The organism is Sphingomicrobium sp. XHP0239, assembly GCF_039555325.1.
GTDB lineage: Bacteria > Pseudomonadota > Alphaproteobacteria > Sphingomonadales > Sphingomonadaceae > Sphingomicrobium > Sphingomicrobium maritimum.
Genome location: NZ_CP154608.1, coordinates 1,873,921 through 1,896,882 on the forward strand (window position 1 = coordinate 1,873,921; position 22,962 = coordinate 1,896,882).

The following is a 22,962-nucleotide window of genomic DNA, read 5'->3' on the forward strand; positions in this document are numbered from 1 at the left end:
GACGGCTGAGAATTTCTAAGCACATAGGGCGCTTCCATGTCGATTTGCGCCCTCAAAGTCGATCAATCCGATTGCTGGCCCAGCAGCACGAAAGCAGTCATCCGGCGACAAAATACAGCCGTCCAACTATTGAGAAGAGAAGACCGCAGTCACCAGTCAGAGCGAATCGGACAATGGGCCACGACCCTGTGAAGGGAAAGATTAACCCAATCTACATCAACCATAAGCTGTCGGGGGCGATCATAACTTGCGGGAAATCGTCGATCGACGGGTCGATGGTCATGGCGAGCGGTTCGACCCCAACAGTAGGATCCTCGGTCAGAAGGCCGTCGAGGTCGAGCACCGGCGTAGGACCGAACACTGTTACGACCGTTGCGTCCAGTGATATAAGCAGGCTCACATTCTCGTTGATGTTATTGCAAAGTACGTAGGTGTTACCGTCCGCCTCTAGAAGACCGTAGGGGGATAGGTTCATTACGGTGACCGTATCGTCGCTGTCGCTGTCGCCATCGATGTCGGCAGAGGTAGGGTCGCCAATCGAGATGAAATCGTCGCCGGCATTACCGCGAATGACGTTCGCGCCACTATTGCCAGAAAGGGGGTCATCGCCAGCATTGCCGACCAAATTATCGGCACCAGCGGTACCGGTACGTACGACTGGCGTTGCGTCCTCGATTTCTGTCGAGCGACCGAACACCACATAGGCTTCGCCTGCTCCGCTGCCACCGTCATCGCCGAAAGGCGCACCGATAATGACGTCGTCATACCCGTCTCCATTGACATCGCCCGCCGATGATACTGAGAAGCCGGCTTGGTCAAACCCAACGTCGCCCCGAATGATAAAACCCTGACTGACGGTAAGGTTACTGAGGTCCAAGAGTTGGCGACCCCCGACATCACTGCCGAAGGCGCCCGTCCCGCCGAAGATTAAATAGGCATCGCCCGCATTACCTGCGGTGCCAGGGGCGCCGACGATGAGGTCGTCATACCCATCCCCATTAAAATCACCCGCCGACGATACCGAATTTCCCGCTCGATCTCTCGATAGGTCACCTTGAATGATAAAGCCCTGAATTGCGCTTAGGGTGGTGAGATCGATTACTTGGCGCCCACCGAGATCGCTGCCGAAATCGCCCGCACCGCCGAACACGACGTAGGCTTCGCCTGCAGCGTCACCGCCATCATCACCTCCTCCCGCACCGATGATGAGATCGTCATATCCGTCGCCATTGACGTCTCCGGCCGACGATACTGAAACGCCGGCAGAATCACCGGCACGATCACCTTGAATGATAAAGCCCTGACTTGCGCTTAAAGTGGTGAGATCAATAACCTGCCGTCCATCGAAATCACTGCCGAAACCGTCGGCCCTGCCGAACACGACATAGGCTTCACCTGAACTGGTACCACCGTCATCGCCACCTACCGCACCTATGATAATGTCGTCATACCCGTCACCATTGACGTCGCCTGCTAAAGACACCGAATAACCGGTTCGGTCATCCTCCGCATCCCCTTGAATAATGAAGCCTTCCTCCGCAGGAAAAAGGCTAAGATCAATGACTTGGCGACCATTGGAATCGACAAGTCCGTATCCTCCCGCACTACCGAAAACTATATATGCCTCGCCCGCACCGCTACCTCCATCATCACCTGAATCCGCGCCGATGATAAAGTCGTCATATCCGTCCCCATTCACGTCGCCCGCAGATGAAACCGAATTTCCAGCGAGGTCCCATTCAACGTCACCGCGAATAACGAAGCCTTGGCTTGGGGACAGGAAACTTAGATCCACTATTTGGCGGCCGCCGCCATCGTCGCTGCCTAAAACACCCCCGCTGCCAAAGACAACATAGGCCTCGCCCGCAGCGTTGCCGCCATCATCGCCAAACCGTGCGCCGACGATGACATCGTCATATCCGTCCCCGTTCACATCACCTGCTGACGATACAGAAATACCAGATTGGTCTTCTGCCTCATCCCCTTGAATAATAAATCCCTGATCTACACTAAAGGAACTGAGGTCGATAACTTGGCGCCCATCAACGTTGCTTCCGAACCCGCCCGCGCTGCCGAACACAACGTAGGCCTCGCCTGCATTCGGACCACCGTTGTCTCCATAAGGCGCACCTACAATAATATCGCCATATCCGTCGCCATTGACATCACCTGCCGAAGATACCGACCAACCGAGTTCAATTCTCGCCATACCCTGAATGATAAAGCCTTCGCTCGCGCTAAGGGTACCGAGGTCAATCGTTGGCTGTTCAAAGACATCGGTCACAGTAATTGCCAGATCCTGCGCCGAGCTATTCCTACCGTCGCTCGCTGTGACCTCGATGTCATAGACATTATCGCCCCCCGCATCGACAGGGTTTTCGAAGTCCGGCGCGCTATTGAATGTTACAATGCCCGTCGCGGTATTGATCGCGAAGAGCAAAGCGTCCGCTCCGCCCGTGATCGAATAGGTTATTGTGTCGTCATCGGCATCGCTGGCATCGACATCAAGTGCGAATAGCTGGTTTTCTGCGACGATGGAGGTATCGTCGCTTGTGAAGACCGGATCGGCGGTGGCGAGCGCATCAACGGCCACGGGCTCGGTCGTAATCGCCTGCCCCTCCAGTTCGAACTGGCCCGTTTCGGTGTTGAACAGCAAGGTGCGCGCATCGGCACCGTCATCGAGCGTGATCGTCGAACCAATATCGCTCGTCGGGATGCGGACCGTGGCGGTGGCGCTTTCAAAAATGACAACAGCGCCTTCATGGCGGACCGTATAGTCGCTCGCGTCGCCGGGCAGGTTGATCGTATCACCCCCGGCCGCGAACGAGGCATTTAGCGTGATATCACCGGATACGATGGTAACCTCTTCGCTGCCTGGTGTTCCGATGACATCAACATCATCTCCGCCTACAATTATGCTTTCGCCTTCGGCATCCAAAATTACGCGCGCCATTACTGTTCCCCTGAGTGATTATCGTCAGCATCTGGAAGGGCCAGCACGACGTTATCGTTGAGAAGACTTTTCCTGTAAATTACCACAACGAATATTGAAAAGAGAGTCTATATACCCCTTTCAACGGATAATTGGACTTTCAATCATCATGGCATCGATCCGTAACGGCACTCAATGACCCCGCGAAAATCTCACCAACGGGAGATCAAATCTTATCGAATGACCGCTTCTTCAGGCGCAGAAGCCAAGACCGGACGGTCCGCTGCCGGCCCAGTTGCCGCCCTAAATGACGGCATTACGACGACGGCTTCTTTGAGGATCCTGGATTCGGGGCGAGAACTACCGCATGGGGTGGAAAAAGGACACACTTCCACCGGCAATCAGCGGAGAGAAACATTGGACATTGCTGCTCATCAGCCCCAACGCACTAAGATCTGGACCAGAAGATAAAGGGACAGGACAACAAGGCCGGAAAGGTGGATCCAGCGCCTGGAAGATGCGACCAGCGCTGCCGGGATGCCGATCGTCACAAGATAATAAGTGAAGAATTCCCAATCCCGCCCGGCCACTCCCCCACTTAGGAGGTTGGAGATCAGGCTGACCAGCGGCGAGATGATCAGTACGCCGAGCAGCACGCGCCTATGTCCGAAATAATATTCGTCGTGCGAACCCCAGTCCTCACCCGTTCGCGGGAACATTGCCTGGCTCAGGAAGACGAAGGGCCCGGCAACGAACAGCACGGTAAAAATGCTCCAAGCATCTGGGTCGAGCCGCTCGCGCGCACCCCAGATCGACAACCACTGGCGGCAGATGCTGAGGACTAGGACTAGCCCGAGCAACAGAGTAAGCGCACCGATGGCGCGGCGGGTGCGGTCACGCCACACGTCCGCATAGCCGGTCGCAAGATTTGCAAGCGCTAGCCCGAACAACAGGCCCGCGAAGGTGAACAGGTACTCGAAACCCGACATGGAGCCGCCCTCCATGCGGTCAAAGAGTGGGTAAACGACGAGGCGGAATACCGCAACCGAGACGATAGCGTCAGCACCCTTGAGGCGGTGGAGCACGACGGGGTGGTAGAGCGGTTGCGCCGGAGCCACAGCCGGGCGGCTAGCTGTCTGACTTTTTGCCCCCGCTCATCAGGTTGGTCAAGGCCTGCGATGGGGCAGCGGATCGTTCGCGCCGAACGTCCGCAATGGGGTCGTTAGCGGCCGGTCGGTTTTAAAGACATGGCACCCTCGGCAGGAAGGACAGGCACCAAGGCGGGAAAGCGACTGTCGCTGGCAAAAGGCCGAGAGCAGAAGCGGGCGGCAACTTGCCCTACTCAGCGTCGAGTTCGCGCAGACTTCGGCCCCGGCTCTCACGTCCAGCCCAGGCCACCATTCCCACAGAAGCAGCTGTTGGGAGAAGTAGTGCCAAGGCCGCTCCCACCAAAGTCGGCGCGAAACCGACGAGCGCGGCGACCTGCACCGCCACACCGCCAAATTTACTGCTCCCCGCGACCAGCCCCGTTGCCCTGCCGCGCGTGCCAAGCGGGTAATTCTCCGCTGTATAGGGCAGCAGAACCGCAATTGTGCCGTTGGTGCCAACGATCAACATGGCAATGACAGAAACCAGCATTGGCTCCCAGCTCAGCAGTTTGGCCGGAAGCAAGGCTCCCAGCAGACCAATGAATGTCAGGCTGACGGTCCCGACGAGCGTCCACTTGCTGCTGTGCCTCGCATAGAAGAACGCCGCGAGCAGGATCGTCGGGAAAGCGATCAACGATGATCTGGCGAGGATCCCGCTGCCGATTTCCGCACTGTAACCGCGCGATTGCAGGTCCGACGGCAGCCACAGAAGCAGGCCGAAATTGACGAAGCTCCAGCACAGTGCGGTTACGGTTAGTGCCACGGTAATCTGGCGATGACCTTTCGGCGACGGTGAATCTTTTGGGGGATGCGCTGGGCGCGGTTTGGGGCGCAGACCGAACTTCCGCTGCATTTCCGCTAGCTCTGATGTCCTCCCGCGCTTGGCTAGAAAACGGGGTGTTTCGGGAATGAAACGCGCTAGGGCGAGTAGCAAAAGGCCACTGGGAAAACCTTGCAACCAGAGTGATCGCCAGCCGTAGATCGGCTCCAACACATATGCTGCGCCACTTGCTGCGATGTAGCCGCCTACCAGCCCGGTCCCGCCTACTAGGACTAGCACCCAGCTACGGTGTCTTGGCGGCATCACCTCGGCCAGCAAGGTGTAAATCACCGGCAGCATGCCTCCCGCTGAAGTGCCCATCAGGAAGCACATCACCAGGTTCCACTCAAATTCCGGCATCGCACCGCAAATCGCGGTGGATACGAATAGGATCGTGGATAGCAGGATGGAAACCCGGCGACCGTAGATGTCGGCCAGCCAGCCCCAGAGGAACGATCCTATGGTTGTTCCGGTCAAAGCGACCAACGGCAGTAAAGCCACGCGCGACCGGTCGATCCCGTATTCCGCTGCCATTCCCGGGAGCACGAACCCAAGTGTGGCGGGCTTCATCACATCGATCACGAGACCGAGCGTAAGCACCAGCAAAGTCGCCGCATGCCAGCGGTTGAGCGGCGTCGAATCCGGCGCTTCGAAGCTGGTCCCGGCATGCTCGCCGTGCGGTGCGCGCTTCTTTGGGAGAGCGCCGAAGCACGCGAGCAGCGCACCAATCAGGATCAGTGCCATGCCAAACCACATGCCGGGATCCATTGTCATTCCAGCGAGGTGGTTACCCATCTTATGCGCCATTGCCAGCATCGGTAGATGAAGCATGACCCCGAGGCTGATTGCAGCGCAACCTGCCCAGAAAAACGGAAGGCGTTCGCCAACAATTGAATCTTTTTGCCCGACCCTGTCCATTACCTGCGATGTAGGAATACCCCAATCATTAGCAAGCAACTGAAGCGAGATCGAAATGTCTGGAAATGGGGTCGTTATCGGAATGGCCGCTCCGACCCTATATCAGACACGCGTCAGGGCCGTACCAACAAAATTTCCCAGCGATTGAGTGCCCAGTTTTGTCATCTATGGGGCACCACATTCAAAGAATGTCGGAAACCTGTGGGTCCTTCAGTACCCCATAGACGACACCCGAGAACTCCCGCGCGGAACGACTGCCGTGATCGTCCGATATGCGCCTAAGGGTGCCGCCCGTTTCGGCGTGAGGTATTGAAAATCTATCTTGTACAGAGCCTTTAGCGTGTCGCCAGCACGTCGTAATGCCGTCCGACGCCAAATTTCTGAAAATGGCGAAAGCCTTGGTCGCGAAGAGCTTCGTAGACCGACGCCGCATCGGCGTATCGTTCATCCATTTCGTAGAAAATCGCGGTGATGCGATTCACGAATGGCGAGCCCATCAGTTCGTCAACGACGACCGCTTCGTGCCCTTCGACGTCGATCTTGATAACAACATCGAGCGCTGGATCGAGATACTGCTCGAGCCCCGTTGCATCGATGGTGCTAATGCGTTCCCCTTGACCCCCCTTACCTAGATGTGTGCCGAGCGTAGAAGCCCCGCTATGTCCTGCCCTCGTGTAGATGGTCGTCTCGCCGGAGATCGTAGAGAACGCTGCCCTAAGGAGTACGGCCTTGTCTGCTGCGCCATTGAGCGCGATATTCGACGACAGGATGTCGAAGGTCCGCTGGACCGGCTCGAAAGCGATCATTTGCCTACAGCCGCTGTTGTTCGCGGCGACAAGGGAATAAAGCCCCTGATTTGCGCCGATGTCGACGAACGCAAAGTCAGTTTCGATGCTTTGAAGATAATCGGAAAGATACCGGCCGTAGGTGCCGTAATGGCAGTAGCAAAAGGTTTTGTCGGCGAAGTCCGTACGTAGAGCGACGCCGTAGGATGAGAACGTCGTCGCTTCAGGCGACCCGAACCATTCGGAGAGCGTGGCGCGGATACGCCCTAGGCATCTCGCCCGCGCTACGCGAAGGTGCCGCAGAACAAGGGCGTCCAGTTTGACGAGAAATGGCTGAGGTCGCCACAAGGTCGCAGCGTCGGACATGAAGCAGAAGTCCTTTTATCACTGCTTTTAACGGTATGAGGGCTTTCGCGGGACGAATGCGGCCTGTCGATCCCTAATCGCTGCGGTGTGCAAGATATGCGACCACCGAGCGACTTGAGTGGTTTGGACCTCGTGGACTATCGTGTCGATCGGTGTCTCGAGGGCGGTCGAGAAGTCCATGATGTCGTCGCGGCTGCCCGCCTCGAGCACGAATACGTCCGCTCCCGTACCGCCGGTGAGCGTGTCGTCGTCTGCGCCGCCGACGAGACGGTTTGCCCGCCGCACCTTCGACGCCGCTCATCAACCTTATTTCCCACAGAGGCCGACATCAACGCTGGCTGTACACGGGAGTCCGGCTTTCTGATGCCCGACATCAAGCGTGAGCGACATAGGCGAAGGGGCGGCGGTTGGTGTCGCTTTCAGAATGTCCGCTGTCGGCAGGGAACGTTCTTGAGGCAGCCGCTGTTCTCACACTCTCGATTGAACCGCACAGTCCGTTATCGGCACTTCAGTCGACTTCGTCCCACAATATCCCGAAGCGTCGAAGCTTTCCCCGCTCACGGTAGGCACTGGGATTAACGTCCGGCCTACCCAAGACGCAGCGGGTAGGAGCCGAGAGCCACTGCTCGTGTCGCCTTGGGGCGAGGACCTTGTCGAACGTCTCATCCTGCTCAGGCAGTTGGTCGCCAGGGGAACGACTTTCATCGATTAGCGATACGCCGACCCATTCCCATGACGCATTTGGGACCTGGATTACAAGTGTAACCGGGAGGACGGATATGATTGCATATCAGTATGTTTGGTCGACGGCCATGGCGTGCGCTCTTGTTGCGACATCGACCTCTGCTGCGGCGCAAGATAGCGGAACAACGGGCAATGCACCTCCGCCTGATCCAGCTCTTATTGAAACACCTGCCTCTGGCGGTGAGGCACAGATCTATACCTCGGCAGATTTCGTGCGATACGCCCCGCGCAACGCACTCGACATGCTAAGTCAGGTACCCGGGTTCAACATCCGAGATAGCGAACAGCGCCGAGGGCTCGGCACCGCGACCGGTAACGTGCTCTTCAATGGTGTTCGTCCGTCGAACAAGTCGGAGGAACTGTTCACTCTCCTGCAGCGCATCCCCGCCGATACCGTGGATCGAATTGAAATTGTTGATGGCGCGACACTCGATATCCCGGGCCTGTCCGGACAAGTCGCCAACATTGTCTACCGGGCCAACGACCTTTCCGGACAGTTCGCCTGGAACCCCGAATTCCGTACCAATTTCACCGATCCTCTGCTTACGCGCGGGACCGTCTCGCTCAGCGGCCGCGCCGGGACCGTCGAGTACCAGCTAGGTCTCAACAACGAGAACTCCGGTCGCTCGGGCGCGGGGGGTGCGACGCTCGTATACGATGGAAACGATACCCTGATCGAAACGCGCGACGAGGTCTTCACCAGCGATTATGACTCGCCTCGCCTCTCCGCCAGCATCAATTGGGACCCCGTCGGGTCGGTCGAGGCCAATCTCAACAGCCAATATCAGCGCATCTACAATCGCTATCGTGAAGACGGCACGCGTACCTTTGTTGGCGGCATCGATCAGGCTCGTTCGGTGCGCCAGAACGGGGACAGCTGGAACTGGCAGCTCGGCGGGGACATTGCCTTCGATCTTGGCCCCGGCAGACTGAAGAGCATTGGCCTCAGGCGGTTCAGCCGCGAACCGTTTGCCCAGACCGTCATTACCGAGTTTGCGGACGCATCGCCCACGCTTGGCAACCGCTTCACGCAATCGGGTGACATCGGGGAGACCATCGGACGCGGGGAATACAGCTGGGGCATGTTCGGCGGCGATTGGCAACTCGCTGGCGAGGCCGCATTCAACACGCTCGAAAATGTCGCAGAACTCTTCCTGCTCGATGCTGACGGCAATTTTATCGAGGTACCCTTTCCGGGCGGTAGCGGTGGGGTGAGCGAAGATCGTTACGAGGGGTCGCTCAGCTTCGGTCGCCCAATTACCAGCAACCTGTCGTTCCAGCTGATCGCCGGCGCGGAGCATTCGACCATCATGCAAACCGGCGATGGTGGCCTGACACGCAGCTTCCTGCGCCCCAAAGGTTCGCTGTCATTGGCGTGGCAGCCGGGCGACGGGTTCGATGCCTCTGTGCGCCTGTCGCGCCGCGTGGGTCAGCTCTCGTTCTACGATTTCCTCGCCCGCGCCTTTCTGGATGACGACAATCAAAATGCCGGCAATGCAGACCTGCGCCCGCAACAGGATTGGAGCGTGGAAGGCGAACTGGGCAAGACACTTGGTCCCTGGGGTTCGACTAGATTTCGGTTTATCTATCGCGACGTGGAAGACCGGGTTGACATAGTGCCGGTCGGAACCAGCGAGGCGGTGGGCAACATTCCCAGCGCCTGGGCGGCGGCGGTCGTCTCCGAGTCTTCCATCAATCTTGACCCCTTGGGGGTGCAGGGGATGCGGCTAGATGCTACGATTGTATTCCAGACCTCGCGCCAGAACGATCCTTTTACCAACGAGGATCGACAATGGAGCGGTTTTCCCACCCGCCAGGCAAGCTTCAACCTGCGACACGATATCCCTGCTAGCGATTGGGCCTATTCACTCAGCGCTAGCCACGCATACGTTCAGCCGCGCTATCGCAGCAATGAAGTTTCCCGCACTACCGAAGGACCATGGTTTGCCAGCGCCTCGGTCGAGAACAAGGACGTCTTCGGCCTCACTGTTGCCGCTGGATTAGGCAATATTCTCGGTGCCCGCTCATATCGCGACAGAACAGTCTTCGAAGGTCTGCGCGGAACGACGCTGATCGATTTCGTCGAGCGGCGGAACCGATTAATCGGGCCGATCTTCAGCCTTTCGGTGCGAGGGGACTTCTAAAGGATCGACCGGGTGCGAATGCCGTGTTTCAGGCGTAGCAAGAGCCAGATGAGCCGCCTGCGCTCCCATTAGGATCAAGCGCTCGTCGACTTGATCGAGATTGACTGTCATCTGTGGAATAGAGGGCGTATTTTCATTTCACCCTTTGACTAAAGCCTGCCTCAATGGCTTCGATGTGGATCCTGGTGAAAGTCCGCTTTGCATCAATAGCAGAACGTATGCCGCTCGTCCGCGAATAGCTCATGGGTTGTTCGGCGTCCATCGGCGACCCTACTCAACCGAACGCAATGCCAAATGCTTGAAAATGCGACTTGGTCTGGCAGCTTCGCAACTTTCTACCGTTGGGCGCGCCAAATATTGCGCTGGATCGGCTTCTCGATTTGCGCGGCTGGTGATATGGTCCGACGCATCTGCTTCGTGAGTCGCGTACGGTCGGGCTTGCACTTTTGGCACCTGACTCCTCTGTCCGCGCTTCGTTGCGTAAGGGGGGAAAGCATATCATGGCCATTCGCTATTTCATCCGCATCGACGGCATTGACGGGGATAGCAGAGCTGTTGGGTTCGAGGGCTGGTTCGAGCTTTCCTCTTTCTCACTTAGCGCCGCCGAACTCGAAGCAATGATGAGCGGGCGGATATCTTTTTCTGACCTGCAAATTTTACTGCAGAACAACGCCGCGTTCGCGCAGCTGATGGCCACCCTCGCGAGCGGAGCGACCATCCCCGCGATCGAGATCGTCGGCGTCGACGGCGATATCGAGGTCTATCACCTGACCCTTAATGGTGTTGGGGTGAGGAGCATCTCGGAGAGCGGATCGTCCTTTTCCGAAAGTTCCACGTTCGTAGCACTCAGCTTCGGGAAATTCGGCCTCGAGACTGCCGATATCAGCCCGGAGGGTGTCCGGACAAACGTCGAATTCTTCGGTTGGGACCTTGAGGCCAATGTCGCACTCGACCCCGCAGACCTCGTTTCCGCTCTATCGATACCCGGCGGGGATGCGCCCGAGCCGGAACGCTACTTTATCCGCATCGACGGGGTCGAAGGGACCGCGACGTTGGCGGGGTACGAAGGCTGGATCGAAGTCGCGGCCCAGTTTTTCGACGTTTCGGTCGATCCCGACAGCGGTGCGATCAATTGGTCACCGCTGGGTGCCTTCCTTGTCGACGATCTTGCGGGATTTCCCGACCTGCTGGCGCTGATCAGCAGCGGCAGCACAATTGCCGCCGTTGAGTTGGTGGGCGTGGCCCGCAACGAGCTCGGCGTATGGGACGTAGTCTCTCGAACGGTGCTGAACGATGCTATCCTTGGTGTCGTCTCGCACGGGCAGAGCAACGGTTCGGATGCGATCCAACTGCAGTTCGATTACACGCAGATCGGCGTCTATGCCTACGCCGACATTCGCGGCACGATCCAGGAGCAGTTCGCTCTCGGTTGGGATCGGTCAACCAACACTCCCATCGATCCCGACGCGATGATACCAGCGACCAGCGGCGCGGTCGATGCGGGCGATCCGGTGCGATATTACGTGCGCATCGAAGGCGTGGACGGGACGTCGACGGCGGCTGGATACGAGGGCTGGTACGATCTGCTGGCGTTCAACCTCGACGCCACCAACGATACCGACGTGATCAGCGGGGTCCTGCGCGGCGGGCAAGTCACCTTTTCCGACTTGGAAATCGTGCTCACCGACTTGTCGGCATTGACCGAGCTGCTCGCCGCCTACGCGGTCGACACAAACCTCGGAAAGGTGACTATCGAGGGCGTTTCGTCCGAAAGCGGAAACGTGGTCTTCCGGATGACCATCGGCGATGCGCAATTGGCGCAGGCGCCGTCGGCCGACGGCAATTCGCTGGTCGCCAACTTGGAATTCAGCAAGATCAGCGTCGATGCGTGGGGGGTCGACGAGACCGGTGCCCTGTCGCAATTGCAGAGCTTCGGCTACGACCTTGCGAGCGGCACCGACCTGGCGTCGCCGCTTGCCCCGGCGAGCGATGCGGGTGCGGTGCGCGAATATCCCGTCAATTTCGAGTCCGTCAGGGTGACCATCGACGGGTTCGCTGGTGACGGCCTTTCGTCGGATACGTCCCTGTTGGCCTACAATGTTTCGCTGGCGAACGACCTTAGTTCGGTGACCGTCAGCTTTGCCAGCATGACCGCGCTCGTTGCCTTTCTCGACGCAGGTGCCGGCGGCAGGCCGATTGAATCCGTGATGATCGAGGGACTCGCCACGACCGGGTCGGGAATCCTCATTCCGCATGGCATCCTGCTCAACGAGGTGCAGATCGAAAACGTCTTCGCGTACGGGGACGGGGTGATCGTCGCGACCTTCAGCTTCGAGAAGATCGCCGTGACGACGCGCGGGATCAACGACAACGATCGGCTCGAGGCAGTCGAGGTGTTCGCCTTCGATCTGTCAACCGGAAGCCTCGTCGACCTCGACAGTTTCGCCGAACCGACCGGTCTGGCGGGAGAGGCGGTCCCGACCGATGTCGACTATTTCCTCGTCATCGAAGGAATCGCGGGACCGGTGAATTTCCGCGAGATTAGCGGGGGCTTCCCAATCGACACTCTTGCGTGGGAGATCGGCGACTTCAGCGCGGGGTCGTTACAGTCGGGCGCCGTGAACCTGTCGTTGGCGGGAGGTGTCAATATCGCGGACCTACTCGCGGCGATCGGCGGCGATGGCGTGCCTTCGGCGCGCATCTTTGCCTACCGGACGGGTACAGCCACGGATGTCGTCGATTTCCGGCTCGTCGATGTGGGCATCGAAGCGCTTTCGACAAACCTTGGCGCTGGCGGCACCGCGGGGACGACGCTCACCCTAAGCTTCGCGCAATTCGCCATTACGACGCTGAAATTCTTTCCGAGCGGTGGCTTTTCCTCGCTGCAACAGTTCGGGTGGGACCTCGAGACGAACAGTGAAGTGGTCGATCCCAATACCGTCCGGATCGCGGACAACACCACGATCGAAAATACCGCGGTGGGAGCACGTTACTTCATCAAGATCGACGGGGTTGAAGGAGATTCGCTCGATGCCGACCATCTCGGCTGGTTTGAACTTCCCTACGTTGGGCTGAGCGCCTTCCTTGATGGTCGAGTTCTGACCTTCAACGATCTCGAATTGTACCTTCCGAGCGAGGGCGGGCTGGTCGAACTGCTCGCTAGCATCGGCAACGACGCATTCACCGCCATCCGGATCGAAGGGGTTTCGGGAGACACCGGCGCGGTTGTCCTCGACCTGCTTCTCAACGACGTTTCGGTGCAGGCATTGACCGACGATCCTTCCGGCGGATTCGTCGCGTCACTCGACCTCGGGCAGATCGGCGTGCGGACCTATACGGTCGACCGGACGGGTGTGATTTCGCCACAGTCCGAATTCGGATGGAACCTCGAGACCAACAGCGCCATCGAATTTACTGCGCTCGTCGAACCGGATGCGGTCAACAGCGACCCCGTCGTTTCGGGCGACGTCGAATTGACCACGGACGACAACACGGCGGATTCAGTCGTCGACCTGCTGGCCAACGCGTCGGACGCCGACGGTGATACGCTTTCGGTCGATCCGGCGAGCGTCGTCATCGATTCCAGCGTTAATTCGGGCGCGCCTGGCGGGCTGACGGTCAGCGGCAACGGTGTAATGATCGACACCAGTTATTATGATTATCTGCAGGTCGGCGAGAGCGAGGTTATCACATATCGCTACACCGTGACCGACGGCAACGGCGGAAGCGTCGAAACGAGCGCGACGATTACCATCGAAGGCGCCAACGATGCTCCGTTCCTTTCTCTGGGGACATTTGCCGAGTTACTCGGGTCCGGTGATATCGAGCTAGACCTCAGTTTCTTGACGTTCGATCCCGAGGGCGACGCAGTCACCTTCGAAAACGCCGTTTTCAGTGGCGCCGACACTGCTGGCATGTCGCTGGATGGAAGCATTCTTCTCATTGATGAAAGTTATTATGCCTATCTCGGTCAGGGCGAAGCCCGAGGAGCATCCTTGACCGTGGATCTTGTCGACGAGTTTGGTGCGCGATTCACAAGTTCGTTCGACATCTTCATCACGGGTATCAACGACGATCCCACCGTTGAAAATTCGCTCTCGGTATCGCTCAGCGAAGACGACGCACCGGTGGCGATTGATCTGCTGGCCGGAGCTTCGGACGTCGACGCGAGCGATGTGATGTCTATCGTATCGCTCGATCTCTCTGGTTTCGCTGGAATATCCCGCGACGGTACGACACTCAGTATCGACCCGTCTGCGTATGCCGAACTGGACGATGGTGAAAGCATGGCGCTTTCTTTCATCTATACGATCGCCGACGGAAACGGGGGTTCGGTCGATCAGAGTCTTACGGTTGTGATCGCTGGCGCCAACGACGCGCCGGAAGCGGTCAATGACAGTGTTGGCGTCAGCAGCGGCACGACCGGCAGCGGTAATCTGCTTGCCAACGACAGTGACATCGACGGCGATGGGATCTTCATCGTTACTGCGGGGGGGCAGCCGACCGGGACCTATGTGTTCGGCGCCTACGGTACGCTCTTCGTCAACGCCGACGGAAGCTACAGCTATGTGGCGCGCGGCGATCTCGGCGGGGCGGCGGGTACCGAATATGTCGACACGTTCGACATCCTCGTCAGCGACGGAGATGTCGAGGCGGGCTCGACCCTCGAGGTGACCGTGACGAGCACCGGTACGGTGACCCGCCCGGGATCGTTCGGAGGGTTGGGGGACGACACGCTGATCGGTTCGAGCGGCGACGACAAGCTGGTCGACCTTGGCGGCACCAATGCCATCTTTGCCGGGCCGGGACGCGATGATGTGCGCGGCGGCAACGGAACCGACACCGTCTACGCGGGCGAGGGCGACGACATGGTCAATGGCGGCGCCGGCAACGACATACTGATGGGGGAGGATGGCTTCGATCGCCTCGTCGGCGGCGCGGGCAATGACCGTCTCGTCGGCGGCGCAGACGACGACACGCTCACCGGTGGTACGGGTGCGGACGTATTCGTCCTCGAGGCGGGCAGCCGTGACGTCATTATGGACTTCTCGGCCGCCGAGGGCGACCGGATCATTATCGATGGGTCGGGAGACCTCGACATCCGGCAGTACGGCAGCGACGTGTCGATCTATCTCGACGGCGAGCTCATCGGCTATGTCGTCGGCGGCTCACTGACGAGCGTGCAGGCGAACACAGCGTTCGAGACGACGGTCTCGACCGCGCCAGGAACACCGCTCGACACGATGATCCTCGACACCGAAACCACACCGGTCATGATCATGCCCGACAGCGGATATCTGTTGTGAAGCGTTGGCCGGTGCGACATTCTTTACTGGATACGCAAAATTTGCCGCCGGCGGCGAATTGAGCGGGTTATCTTTTCAGAGAAGCAGTCTCTGCAATACAGAACCAAGGTCGAGTACGGTGTGTCCGGCTTATGCTCCGACATGGCTAGACTAAACTCCCATCGGGGCGACTTCCAACCCCGCAGCCTGCGGCACGATTTTCCCCAGTTCTTGGACAGACGAAAAAGGCCCCGGGGTTTCCCCCGAGGCCCATGATCGTTCGACCCGGCGCGCTTTAGAAGTCGAAGCGCGCGAGGAAGGTGAAGCGGCGATCGTTGCGGAACGCCGAGCGGGTGATCCGCGTGCCGTCGAAATCGACGAGCTGCGTCGTACGCGTAACCTCGTCGAGGAGGTTGACGCCCTGAACGCCCAGTTTGATCTCCTCGGTGACCTCGTAGAAGATCGAGCCGTCGAGCTGTCCCGTCGCTTCCTGATAGATCGGCGAATAAGGGAAGATCACGTCGGAGGCGGTCACGAGATAGTCGGAGCGCCAGTTGTAGGCGGTTCGCGCCGACAAGGGCCCTTTCTCGTAGAACAGCGTCGCGTTGACGGTATGTTCGGACACCCCTTCGAGCGGAGTGGTCGCGACGAACAGATTCTGCCGCGCCCCCAGATCGACGTTGGTGAAGTCGCCCGCGTCGACATAGGTGTAGGTCGCCTGCACCCCGAGGCCGTCGAGCGGTCCGGGCAGGAAGTCGTAGACCTGCTGATAGGCAACCTCGACGCCCTTCAACGTCCCGCTACGCTGGTCGTTGGGCCGCACGACCTCGGCGGTCAAAGTCGCGCCGCCGGGCGAGGTGTAGTCCACCAGTTCGCGTGCGGTCGTCACGATCCCGTCTAGATCCTTAAGGAAGCCCGACACGGTGAGCGACCCGACGTCCGCCCAATACCATTCGAACGACAGGTCGTAGTTCCACGATTCCACCGGGCGGAGATCGGGGTTGCCCGTGCTGAGGATGAACAGCGGCCCGGTGGCGAGCGTGCCCTGCTGGTCGAGGACATTGGTATTGTCCGCAAAACCGCCACCCGCCGCGAACAACGCCAGGTCGGGCCGCGAAATGCCCTTCGACACCGCGCCGCGGAACACGATCCCGCTGCCGTTGTCGTAGCGGATATTGAAGCTCGGCAGCCAGTGATCGTAGGTCACGTCCCGGCTGTCGTCGAAGATCTCGCCGGTATAGGCGGCCGCGAATTCGGCGAGGCGCGCGGGCGAGAGCGAGCAATATCCGGGTACGGGCGTATCCGGCGGAAGCCGCGTGGGATCGTCGCAGAATTCGACGATTTCGCCGACCTGCGCCACACCGTCACCGTTGCCGCCGAACTGCGGATCGTCGAAGGAGAAGGGGTTGGGGAAGCCCAACAGACCCCCCGCATCGACGGTCGTCTCGACGTACCGAAGCCCGATGTTCCCGAGGATGTCCGCGCCGTTCGCGAAATCATGCCCGAAGTCGAGACGGGCATATCCCGCGGTCGTTGTCTCGCTGACGGTGGAGATTTCGGGCGGGCAATAGGGATCGCAGCTCGTCACCTCGCCCGTGAGGGCGTTGGTGAACTGTCGACCGCGCACCCCGAAGAAGGGGTTGGGCGTCTGGCTGAAGGTGTTGATCTCCGCCGCCTGGTCGGCGACGTCGCCCGACAGATAGTCGCCGAGGAAATCGGGGCCGCCATAGAAATAGAGCGGGCCCGGCGTCGGCGTCGGCACGTTGCCGCGCTGGAAATTGTCGCCGAACGCATCGTACGTCTGCGAATAGTTGGGGAATTCGTCGACGAAGGCACCGCCGCCCGTCGCGGATTCCTGGCCGGGGAGCCCGGTGTAGAGCCGTCCCGGGATGAAACCGTTGCCGAACGGCCCCGGACCGTTGGCACCGCAACCGGGGCCCGCCCCCCAGGGTGCGCAACCGGCGCGACCGGTCCACGGCGCGGACAGGTTGCCCCACGTAGAGAAGTTGGTGTTGCGCGTGGTCCGCTCGCGGTCCGCCCAGCGCGCGCCGAAGCGGGCGGCGCGGAAGAAACCGGTTTCGGAGATGTCATATTCGGCATCGCCGCGGAAGCTGGTCAGTTCGCCGTCATTGTCCTCGATCGAATCGATCAGGAACCAGTAATAGGTGTTGTCGCCGCTGGTCAGGATATTGTCCGGCGCGTTGATCGGCGCGAGAAATTCCACGATGGGCGTGTCGGTGGTCGCGTCGAGGCGGATGTCGGCAAACTGGTTGAGCGCACCGAGAATAGCAGACGCGTTGAGATCGGAGGCGATGTGCTGGGCTTCGAAATTGAAGCTCAGGCGATCGGTCGCGAGATAGTCGACGTCGATCGAGAAATCCTCGGTGTCGGCCTCGGTCCGACGCTGGAGGCGGAGCGTCTCTGTCCGCACACCGCCGTAGAGGCTGGCATAGCCGTCCGAATTGCCCTGGCTGAGAATGCCCGACTGGAACACGCCGTTGTCGTCGAAGACGAACTGCGTCCCCTGGCGAGGGATCGGGAATTCGTCGTCGTTGTTGACGAGCGCGAGTACGGAGAATTCGTTGGTGAAGAATTCGGTGTCCGCCCGGAGATATTCGCCGGTGACGAGTAGGCGGCCGTCGAGCGATTCATACTGGGCGACGGCGCTGATGGCGCGACGGTCGCGTTCGAGCCCGGTGGTGCGGATGCCCGCGCCCTTGGGGACGAGCAACGTGCCCTCGGGCGGGAAGCTGTCGGCATCGAACTGCGGTCCGCCGGTAAAGCCGCCCGCGTCGTTGGGCTGCAACGCGCGGATGCAGCGCGTGTTGAGATCGGCGCGATAGCAGGGATCGGTGACTTGGCTGGCATCGGTACGGCTGATCAGTTCGGACTGCGCGAACCCGAGCTGGAGCCCGAACGTGCCGATATTGGTGTCGGCGGTGTTGGACGCCAGCACCGACAGGCCGGGCGACCATTCCTCGGCCAGATCGCCGACGGTCGCTTCGAGCGTTCCGGCAATTTTAAAGCCCTGGTTGTCGAGCGGCTTGCGGGTGACGAGGTTGACCGTCCCCGCGATCCCGCCGTCGACCATGTCGGCGGTGACGTTCTTGTACACCTCGACGCGGCCGAGAAGTTCGGCCGAAACGTCGTTGAAGGAAAGGACGCGTCCACCGGTGGCGGAGAAGATGTCGCGGCCGTTCAACTCTGAACGAACGAAGGGAAGGCCGCGGATGACGACGCCCGTGCCCTCGACGCTGAAACGGTCGGGATCGTCGGTGCCTTCGAAGCGGCCGATGTTGACGCCGGGAACGCGCTGGAGGCTTTCGGCCACCGAGCGATCGGGAAGCGCGCCGATATCCTCGGCCGTGATGGCGTCGACGAAGGTGTCGCTGTCGCGCTTGATGTTCTGCGCGTTCTCGAGGCTCTGCAGATAGCCCGTGATGACGATCGTATCGTCTTCTTCCTCGACGGGAGCGTCGGTGCCGTCCTGTTCATCGTCTTCGGCGGACGGGTCGGAGGCGTCCTGCGCGTGGGCCGGGTTGGCCAGCGCCATCATCATGGCGAAGCTCGACGCCGCCCCCAGCAGACGCCAGTCGAACGGCGCGGTCTTGTCCTGTCGGTTCACGAAACATCCTCCCCAAAATGTCGGTGCGGACGCCTGACACGCCCTTATATACACCCGGTTCTAGCCAAGAATGTGAGCGTTCACAAGGGTCAGATGAGCGTTCACAAATCGGGAGTTTCCGCTACGTTGGTCCCCGATCGACGCAATCGGGCGGCGCACATTGTTGCAATTTGGCGACAGCCCAACGGAGGACAGGCGAGGCAATGGCAATCAAGCGGATCGTGATCGTGGGTGGCGGCACCGCCGGGTGGATGACCGCCGCGACGATGGCCCCCCTGCTCGCGGCACATCGGGACGTTTCCATCACCCTCATCGAATCGGAAGCGATCGGCACGGTCGGGGTCGGGGAGGCGACGATCCCCACCTTCGTCCAGTTCAACCAGCTGCTCGGCATCCCGGAGAACGACCTGCTCGAGGCGGTGCAGGGGACCTTCAAGCTGGGCATCCACTTCGTGAACTGGGAAAGACAGGGCGACAGCTATTTCCACCCGTTCGGCGATTACGGCTACGAGATGAACGGGATCACTTTCCCCCATGTCTGGCTGAAGTATCGGATGGCGGGCGACACCCGCCCGTTGCACAAGTTCAGCGCCGAGACGATGCTGGCGATGCACCGCAAGTTCGCCCATTCGGACGGGTTGCGGTCCGATCTTCCGGGGGTGAACTACGCCTACCACCTCGACGCAGGTCTTTACGCAAGACTGCTTCGCTCTCATGCCGAGGCGCGCGGCGTCACGCGGCGCGAGGGCAAGGTGGCAGACGCCACGCTCGACGGGGAAAACGGGTTCGTCACGTCGGTCACGATGGACGACGGCGAGACGATCGAGGGCGATTTCTTCATCGACTGTTCGGGGTTCCGCGGCCTGCTGATCGAGCAGAAGATGGAAACCGGTTACGAGGAATGGACCCACTGGCTTCCGTGCGACCGTGCCGTGGCATTGCCGAGCAAGGGGGACGGGACGATCCTCCCCTACACGCGCGCCACCGCCCACTCGGCGGGCTGGCAATGGCGCGTTCCGCTACAGCACCGTAACGGCAACGGGCACGTCTATTGCTCAAGCTTCATGGAAAGCGACGAGGCGCTCGACATCCTTCTCGACAATGTCGACGGTAAGGTGCTGGGCGACCCCAACCATCTGCGGTTCGTGACCGGGCATCGGAAGAAGTTCTGGAACAAGAACGTCGTCGCGATCGGCCTGTCTGCGGGGTTCATGGAGCCGCTGGAATCGACGTCGATCCACCTCATCAACACGGCCGTGAACAAGCTCGTCTCGCTCTTCTCGCTCGACGGGGTGACGAAAACGCAGGAAGAGACGTTCAACCGGCTGACGCTCAAGGAATATGCGCGCATCCGCGATTTCCTGATCCTCCATTACAACGCCACCAAGCGCGATGATTCGGAGTTCTGGAATTACTGCCGGACGATGGAGATTCCCGACACGCTGCAACAGAAGATCGACCTGTTCCGGCTGAACGCGCAGATCTTCCGCGAGGAGGACGAGCTGTTCACCGAAACGAGCTGGATCGCCGTCCTGCTGGGTCAGGGGATCGTGCCGACGGGATTCAACATGATGGCCGCCGGGATGGGCGGGCCGCAGCTCGATACCGAGCTCGACGAGATGGAGAGATCCATCGCCTATCTCGTCAGCCAGACGCCCGGCCACGAGGAGTATCTCAAACGCTTTTGTCCTGCCCCGGTACCGGAGGCGCTGCGCGCCTAGATCAGAACGAGCACTCGGTTCCCACCGGAACGTCCTGCCTCGAAATCGACGAGATCTTCATCGTGAACGGCGCGACCGAACGGATCGTCAGCGCGTCGCCGAGCCCCGGCGCACATTCCTCCGTGATGATCATCTCGCGCCAGCCCTTGCCCGAGCTCAGGGCCAGTTCGCGGCGAATGTCGATCTCGTTGCCGCCGACCATCAGCAGCACGGGCGCGCTCGGCGCGGCATCGATCGAATAGGCGATGCGATAGGCGCCGCCTCCCTGCCCCGTTTGCGAGAGCGACAGACGCGCGTCGGGAGCGAACTGAATTTCCCGCGCATCCTCCTGGCGGTCGCGGTCGATCCCGCGCGCCACGATGCCGTTGGCGCTTCCGATCAGGTTCGGCAGTGCGGTGGCCCCGGCGGTGGCGCTCACGCCGTCTTCCAGCGCGCCATTGACGAACCAGCCTGCCGATGCGGCTTCGAGCAGGGCGCACCGCTCATCGAGCGTACCCGCGGCGCCCGAAGCATCGAGGGCGAGGCCGTAGCCGACGGGGAACAGAAGGTTCGCATCGCCCGCGTTCACCGGGTCGCCGTCGCAGGTGGATGGCCAGCTGAAGGTCAGGCGGCCCGTTGCGGGCATCGCGCCGTAAAGCACGTCTGCAACCCCCGCGCCTTCGCCGCCGGGAAGCCAGCTCGCCACGAAGGCGTCGGCGGCGTTCATCTCGCGGTTCATCCACATCGGACGTCCGGACAGGAAGACCGCGACCGTCGGGATGTCGTCGGCACGATAGCGGCGGAGCAGGTCCAGCCCTTCCTCGTCCGCGAACACCTTGTTCTTCCGGTCGCCCGCGAATTCGGCGTAGGGCTCCTCCCCGAACACGACGACCGCAACATCGGGGCGCGCGGCATAGCTGCCGTCGGCGGACAGTGTCGCGCTGCCGCCCGACGCTTCGGCCATCGCCGAGATCCCGGCCCAGATCGAGGTCGCGCCGGGGAAATCGCTATTGTCGAGTTCGCCCCCGCCCTGCCACGTCAGCGTCCAGCCGCCCGCGGACTGCGCGATGCTGTCGGCGGCGCTGCCCGCAACGAGAATGTCCGCGCCCGATCGCAGCGGGAGGACGCCGCTGTTCTTGAGCAGGACTTGGCTCTTGGCGACCGCTTCGCGCGCGATCGCCCGATGGTCGGCCGATCCCAGCTTCGCATAGTCGCCGGCGTTGGCGCGTGCGGACGGACGTCTGGCGTTCGGGCCGAGGATGCCGGCGCGAAGTTTCGTGCGCAGAACGCGCCCGACAGCCTCGTCCAGGCGCGCCATCGAAACGGTCCCGTCGTTCACTTGCGCGACGAGATTGTCCATCAGCCCCTTCCAGTCGTCGGGGACCATATAGATGTCGAGACCCGCATTGAGCGATTGCGGGCAGTCGGTGACCGTGCAGCCCGCGATCTGCTGGTGACCGTTCCAGTCGCCGACAACCAGCCCGTCGAAGCCCAGTTCGCCGCGCAGATAGTCGGTCAGCAACGCCTCGTTGCCGTGCATCTTGGTGCCGTTTATCGAATTGAAGCTGGCCATGATGGTTTCCACGCCCGCGTCGATCGCGGCGGGATAGGGAACCGCGTGGATCGCCTTCAGCCGCTCGATGTCCCCGTCGACGTCGCCCTGGTCGACGCCCTGCGTGGTGCCGCCGTCGCCGAAGAAATGCTTGGCGGTGGCGATGACGCGGTTCGCGCCGAGGCGATTCTCATCGCCATGTGCGCCCTGCAGCCCCTCGACCAGCGCCGCGCCCATCCGGGCCACGATCCGCGGGTCCTCCGAATAGCTTTCGTAGGTCCGTCCCCACCGATCGTCGCGCGCGACCGCGACCGTGGGCGAGAAGTTCCAGTCGATGCCGGTAACCTCGATCTCCACCGCGGTCGCCGCGCCGATGCGCCGGACCAGATCGGCGTCGCCCGTCGCGCCCAGTCCGATGTTGTGCGGAAAGATGGTCGCGCCGACGACGTTGGTATGGCCGTGGACCGCGTCGGTTCCCCACATGGTGGGAATGACCGGCTCGCCGTTCGCCATCGGCCGGACCGAGGCCTCGTACATTTCATCGGCGTAGCGGAGCCATTCGGATGCGGGCGCGAACTCGTCGCCATAGGGCCCGCCGTTCCCGCCATTCAGATAGCTGCCGAAGCGGTAGCGCGCCATGTCCTCGGGCGTGAAGCTGTTGATCTGCGGCTGGATCAGCTGCGCGACCTTGCGCTCCAGCGTCATGCGCGAGAGCAGGTCGGCGACGATCGCATCCTCGCTCGCCGACGCGGGCGCGGCGGCGGCCGAGGCGACCGGCGCATCGGCCATCGGCGCGGCGCAGGCAGTAAGGGCGAGCGCGGCGAGGCTGGTCGCGGCGGCTATCGGGCGCATGGTCATTCTCCTCTTCCCTGCCTGCGAACCTACCAAGATTGTGAGCGTTCACAAGCGGCTTTATCGCCGCATCGGCGGATGCTAGGGATCC

At 60.8% G+C, this 22,962-nt stretch carries 10 protein-coding genes; 3 read left to right on the top strand and 7 right to left on the bottom strand.

Features of this window, described 5'->3' with window-relative positions; translation table 11 throughout:
- Nucleotides 1-211 precede the first annotated feature (211 nt).
- The 5 genes from WJT74_RS09525 to WJT74_RS12245 all read right to left on the bottom strand — a co-directional run bounded on the left by WJT74_RS09525 (nt 212) and on the right by WJT74_RS12245 (nt 7,254).
- Entirely contained in the window at nt 212-2,953 is a 2,742-nt protein-coding gene (locus WJT74_RS09525; RefSeq protein ID WP_343344128.1) for a beta strand repeat-containing protein, read from the bottom strand.
- A gap of 413 nt (nt 2,954-3,366) precedes the next feature.
- Nucleotides 3,367-4,050, bottom strand: coding sequence for a hypothetical protein (locus WJT74_RS09530; protein WP_343344131.1), 684 nt, complete (start codon nt 4,048-4,050; stop codon nt 3,367-3,369).
- A gap of 220 nt (nt 4,051-4,270) precedes the next feature.
- Entirely contained in the window at nt 4,271-5,818 is a 1,548-nt protein-coding gene (locus WJT74_RS09535; protein WP_343344132.1) for an MFS transporter, read from the bottom strand.
- Between the two features lie 335 nt (nt 5,819-6,153).
- The gene (locus WJT74_RS09540; protein ID WP_343344135.1) at nt 6,154-6,969 is read right to left on the bottom strand and encodes an FkbM family methyltransferase; all 816 of its coding nucleotides are present in this window, start codon (nt 6,967-6,969) and stop codon (nt 6,154-6,156) included.
- 27 nt (nt 6,970-6,996) lie between these two features.
- A complete protein-coding gene (locus tag WJT74_RS12245; protein ID WP_432215221.1) occupies nt 6,997-7,254 on the bottom strand; it encodes a hypothetical protein in 258 nt (85 codons plus the stop codon).
- Nucleotides 7,255-7,748: 494 nt separating this feature from the next.
- On the opposite strand from WJT74_RS12245, the gene WJT74_RS09545 reads away from it, so the two are divergent.
- Nucleotides 7,749-9,857 carry a TonB-dependent receptor plug domain-containing protein gene (locus WJT74_RS09545; protein ID WP_343344137.1) on the top strand — a complete coding sequence of 703 codons (2,109 nt, stop codon included), beginning with the start codon at nt 7,749-7,751 and terminating at the stop codon, nt 9,855-9,857.
- Nucleotides 9,858-10,357: 500 nt separating this feature from the next.
- Nucleotides 10,358-15,163, top strand: coding sequence for a type VI secretion system tube protein Hcp (locus WJT74_RS09550; RefSeq protein WP_343344139.1), 4,806 nt, complete (start codon nt 10,358-10,360; stop codon nt 15,161-15,163).
- Between the two features lie 274 nt (nt 15,164-15,437).
- Here WJT74_RS09550 and WJT74_RS09555 read toward each other — a convergent pair whose 3' ends face one another.
- Complete coding sequence (locus WJT74_RS09555) at nt 15,438-18,767, bottom strand: TonB-dependent receptor (protein ID WP_343344141.1); 3,330 nt, start codon at nt 18,765-18,767, stop codon at nt 15,438-15,440.
- Between the two features lie 203 nt (nt 18,768-18,970).
- Here WJT74_RS09555 and WJT74_RS09560 point away from each other — a divergent pair, with 203 nt between their 5' ends.
- Nucleotides 18,971-20,488, top strand: coding sequence for a tryptophan halogenase family protein (locus WJT74_RS09560; protein WP_343344143.1), 1,518 nt, complete (start codon nt 18,971-18,973; stop codon nt 20,486-20,488).
- Nucleotide 20,489: 1 nt separating this feature from the next.
- Here WJT74_RS09560 and WJT74_RS09565 read toward each other — a convergent pair whose 3' ends face one another.
- Nucleotides 20,490-22,877 (bottom strand): glycoside hydrolase family 3 protein, encoded by a 2,388-nt coding sequence (locus tag WJT74_RS09565; RefSeq protein ID WP_343344145.1) that lies wholly within the window; start codon nt 22,875-22,877, stop codon nt 20,490-20,492.
- Nucleotides 22,878-22,962: the final 85 nt, after the last annotated feature.

What these genes read in the sequence shown, in the direction of transcription:
- WJT74_RS09525 (WP_343344128.1), bottom strand. Translation starts at nt 2,953, where the DNA reads ATGGCGCGCGTAATTTTGGATGCCGAAGGCGAAAGCATAATTGTAGGC.
- WJT74_RS09535 (WP_343344132.1), bottom strand. Translation starts at nt 5,818, where the DNA reads ATGGACAGGGTCGGGCAAAAAGATTCAATTGTTGGCGAACGCCTTCCG.
- WJT74_RS09540 (WP_343344135.1), bottom strand. Translation starts at nt 6,969, where the DNA reads ATGTCCGACGCTGCGACCTTGTGGCGACCTCAGCCATTTCTCGTCAAA.
- WJT74_RS09545 (WP_343344137.1), top strand. Translation starts at nt 7,749, where the DNA reads ATGATTGCATATCAGTATGTTTGGTCGACGGCCATGGCGTGCGCTCTT.
- WJT74_RS09550 (WP_343344139.1), top strand. Translation starts at nt 10,358, where the DNA reads ATGGCCATTCGCTATTTCATCCGCATCGACGGCATTGACGGGGATAGC.
- WJT74_RS09560 (WP_343344143.1), top strand. Translation starts at nt 18,971, where the DNA reads ATGGCAATCAAGCGGATCGTGATCGTGGGTGGCGGCACCGCCGGGTGG.
- WJT74_RS09565 (WP_343344145.1), bottom strand. Translation starts at nt 22,877, where the DNA reads ATGACCATGCGCCCGATAGCCGCCGCGACCAGCCTCGCCGCGCTCGCC.